This is a genomic window from Bradyrhizobium sp. (genome assembly GCF_049512235.1).
In the GTDB taxonomy this organism is placed as follows: Bacteria; Pseudomonadota; Alphaproteobacteria; order Rhizobiales; family Xanthobacteraceae; genus Bradyrhizobium.
Window position 1 is genome coordinate 1 of the sequence record NZ_JBEKXH010000586.1, and the last position, 4155, is coordinate 4155.

Annotated in this window: 3 protein-coding genes; all 3 read right to left on the minus strand. The window is 62.9% G+C overall.

What is annotated here, in order from left to right; genetic code table 11:
- Positions 1-1191, minus strand: a 1191-nt coding sequence (locus ABSG20_RS32215; RefSeq protein WP_423868489.1) for an AMP-binding protein, incomplete at its 3' end; no start/stop codon positions are given.
- The gene (locus ABSG20_RS32220; protein WP_423868490.1) at positions 1178-1423 is read right to left on the minus strand and encodes an acyl carrier protein; all 246 of its coding nucleotides are present in this window, start codon (positions 1421-1423) and stop codon (positions 1178-1180) included. The genes ABSG20_RS32215 and ABSG20_RS32220, both read right to left, overlap by 14 nt.
- A 367-nt stretch (positions 1424-1790) precedes the next feature.
- A complete protein-coding gene (locus ABSG20_RS32225) occupies positions 1791-3608 on the minus strand; it encodes a long-chain-acyl-CoA synthetase (RefSeq protein WP_423868491.1) in 1818 nt (605 codons plus the stop codon).
- Positions 3609-4155 lie beyond the last annotated feature (547 nt).

Here is a 4155-nt window from a genome sequence, read left to right on the forward strand (position 1 = left end):
CGGGCTGCGGCGCGATCTGGCGCGCGACATCCGCACCTCGGCATGGCGGTTGATGACGGCCTCGATTTCCTCGGGATGAACCTTGAGGCCGCCGATATTGATGATGCCGCCACGACGGCCGACGAAGTAATAGCGCTCGCCGCGCCGTTCGACCATGTCGCCGGTATCGACGAAACCGCAGGGGTCAGTCAGCGCGGCGGCGTTGCGGCCGAGATAGCCATGCGCGGTCCGGGTCGAGCGTATCCGCAGCGATCCGTCTTCGACCTTCATATCGACACCATCACGGCCTTCCCCGATCAGGCTGGCCGGAAAACCTTCGAGCCCATCGTTCACGGCAAAGCCGACACCGGCCTCGGTCGAGGCATAGGCATGACCGATCGAGGCTTCGGGAAAGGCCCGGCGCAAGCCATCCAGCACGGCCTGGTCGGCAATCTCGCCGGACAAGCGCAGGTAACGCGGAGAGAACTTGGAAACCGCGCCGCTCATCAAAAGCTTGCGCCAGTGCGACGGCGTTCCCGAAATGTGCGTCACACCGCGTGCGCGCAGCCGCGCAATGGTATCGGCGATCGGCTCAGTGGGATCGGACAGCACCATCGAGCCACCGCCGATCACGGCGCGCAGGAAGATCTGCAGGCCGCCATAGCGCCTGATGTCATAAAAGGTCGCCCACACCGGCGGCGCGCCGCGCCCGACATCGTCAGCGACAATCGCGCCGGTCAGTCCCTCCAGGCTATGGCGGACGATTTTCGGTGCGCCCGAAGTGCCGGAAGTCAGCATCAGCCATTCCGTCGCCCGCTCGGTTTGCGCGCGCGCGGCCGCGCGCGCCGGCGCTACGGCCTTGACGATGAGGTCGATCCCGGAAGAAGCCCATTTCGACACGTCATCGCTGACGACCGCGTCGATGCCGGCATCCTCGATCAGGGTATTGATGTCACCGGCATTGAAATCGGGCGGACAGAGCAGCATGCGCCGCGCGATGCCGTCGATCTCCGTCATCGCGATCGCGGCGGTCAGCTGATCCCCGGCGGCCAGCAGCACCGCGCGCCCGGCGAGTTCGCCAAGGCGATTGGAGAGACAGGTCTGCGCCGGGATATCCGTCAGCGACCCGATCTGCCGCGCATCCGAAATCGTGCGGCCCGCACGCTCCGGACCGAGATAGCCCCGCAGCGCGAATACTTCACGCGGGGACATTTTCATAGGCCCTGATAAAATCGCCTATGGTGAGAGGAAACGCCGCGTCCTGCGCGATCGTAAACGGATCAATACCGAGATCGTCTTCGAGCCGCGCCACCAGAATGGCAAAACCGAGCGAATCGAAACCGGTTTCGTGCAGCGACAGGTCGTCGTCGAGCGGCGGCAACGTCACCTGCTGCTCCCGGGCGATCTGCTGCATCGCGGCGATGATCTTTGCTTTTACCGTCATGACTTGGGCTCTCTGACTTAATTAGCTTGTTTGGAGCGCCTTGGTAGCGCGCAAAGGTGAATTAACTCCAGCTTTGGGCGATCATGTGCGCCGATTGGTAAATGCAATGCTTACAAAAAGTTCGCCACCGGCCTTTGGCCGACCCCCCTGGATGAAACGGGTAAGATGCGGGGGCGCCGAAGGAGGGCGACCACAAGGGTCGCCCCTACAGGATCGACAGGACGTAGGGGTTCTTTGGCTTCAACCGCTCCAAAAAGTCGCGTAAATTCACCGGGCGCGCGCAACGCGCGGCCCGATACCAGGCTCCGGCGTAACCCGCCGCTTTATCGCCGGCGAGATGGCGGATTACGCTGCGCTCCAATCCGCCCTACAGCCTGATCGAACCGTCCAGGATGTGCGCAAAAATCGCATCATCGATTGGACCATAAGATCCCGAGGCGGGTTCTTTGAAAAAGAGCGGGTCCTTCACGACACCGGGATCGAATCCCTCACGCGCCAGCTGATGCTTCTTGTGCTTGAAGGTTTCGGTCACGTCCAGGCCGGCGCACAGGCGGAGGAATACCGGGTGGGCATAAGGCGGCAGCCGCCGCGCAAGATGCGCGTGGAACGGCTCAAGATCAAAGCGATCGCCGGCCACGATCGCGGCCATGCCGGCGCGGCCGTCGGCGCCGGGAATATTGACGCCATAGGTCGACGCATCAACCACGCCGGGGTAATCCAGCACGGCTGCGTTGACTTCGGAGGTCGCGACATTCTCGCCCTTCCAGCGGAAGGTATCGCCGACCCGATCGACGAAATGAAAAAAGCCGGTGTCATCGAGCCGCATCAGATCGCCGGTGCGAAACCAGGCATCACCAGGCGCCAGCACGTCGCGCAGGATTTTCTTTTCGGTCTCGGTCGCGTCGGTGTAACCCTCGAAGCGGCCGCCGCCGCCATCGGCCGTTCCAATCCGGCCGATGGCTTCGCCGACCTCATTGCGGGCGCAGGTGATGCAAAGACCCTCGGCGCCGCGAACGGGCACGCCGGTGCCGGGATCGAGGCGAATGATCGCGGCGGGGAAACGATGGCTGAGCAGCGGCGGAATCCGGCCGATCGCGCCCGGTTTGCCCTCGACATTGTAGAGCGAGAAATTGCCTTCGGTCGCGGCATAGAATTCGAGGATCTGCGGGATGCCAAAGCGCGCCTGAAAGGCCTGCCAGATATCGCCGCGCAGACCGTTGCCGCAGGCGAGCCGAAGCCGATGCCGGTCTTCGAATTCGGAACCCGGCGCCTTCAGAAGATAGCGGCAGAGTTCGCCGATATACTGGAACAGCGTGCAATCCCAGCGCGCGATATCCTGCCAGAAGGTCCGCGCGGAAAATGTGTCCGCGAGCACCACCGAGGCGCCCGCGCACAGCATGCTGCACGGCGCGACGACGCCGCCGACGCTGTGAAACAGCGGCAGGCAGTCATACAGCCGGTCGTCGATCGAGGCGTCGGTCATGCCGGCAAACCATTGGCCCCAGTTCAGGATGCGGCGGTGACTGATGCTGGCCGCCTTCGGCAGGCCTGTGGTGCCGGAAGTGTAGATCAGCAAAGCGCGATCGTTGATGGTGATCCCGCGCCGCTCCGCGGGCGATAGCGGGCTCTTGTCAGTTTGATCCAGCGCGGCGTCGATGCTGCGCTCATCATTGCGGCTGCCGCGAATCCAGATTTTCGGCATGCGGGTCAGATCGGGCAACGCGGCTTCGAATGCGCCGACCAGCTCGGGAGCGAGTATGATGTGGCCGGCATGGGCGACATTCATGCAATGGGCCAGCGACGGCCCAACCAGTTTGGTATTGATCAGCGCTACGACGCCGCCGACCTTGCCGATGCCGAGCCAGGCGGCGATATAATCCGCACTGTTCGGCATCAACAGGCAAACGGGGTCGCCTGGTTCAATTCCGACAGCCAACGCCCAGCGGGCGTAACAGTTGATCCGCTCGGCCAGTTGGCGGTAGCTGAATCTCTCGGTCTCCGACATCAGCGCGGCACGATCGGGTTGTCGTTCCGACCATTGCTCGACGATATCCGCAAACAGCCGCGAGGGATCGGCCTCGATGCGGGAGGTGAGTTCGATCGCCTTGAGCCAGCTCTTGGCGGCCGAAGGCTTGCCGCCGGAGCGCGGGCTGCTGGTCGATTGTTCGATGACGCCGATGGTCATGGCGGAACACCCGTGGATCCAAGACCATGACGTATAGCCGCGCCGGATGCTCGCCCAACATCATCCCCGGGGAGCATCGCGGAAGCGATGCGTCTCGAAGGATGGCCGCATCTGGTGGCCGTGCAAGCTGCCATCCTTCGAGACGCCCAGCTTCGCTGCGCTCTGCCGGGCTCCTCAGAGAGTGAGAATGTATTGGCATTTCGGCGTTTCCGTAGGGCCTAAGTCCTAATTTGACTCATGTTGGAAAACTCAAAAATCGAAAATTCTCACCCTCTCAGGATGAGGTCCGAGAGTTTTGAACCGATTGGTTTCTGGGAATCGTCACACTATCCAGATCCGGCGTTTCCGAAATTCTGATCATATCGACGCTTGCGATGCTGCGCTCCCTCTCCCGCTCTTCGCGGGGGAGGGTTGGGGTGGGGGAAGCTCCGGGCGAAATCCATCGATCAGGTAATCGCGGCCACACGTAACCAACACCGCCGATGCCGCGCCCCCACCCCACCCTCCCCCGCGAAGAGCGGGAGAGGGAGTGAGAGGCCAATGCCCG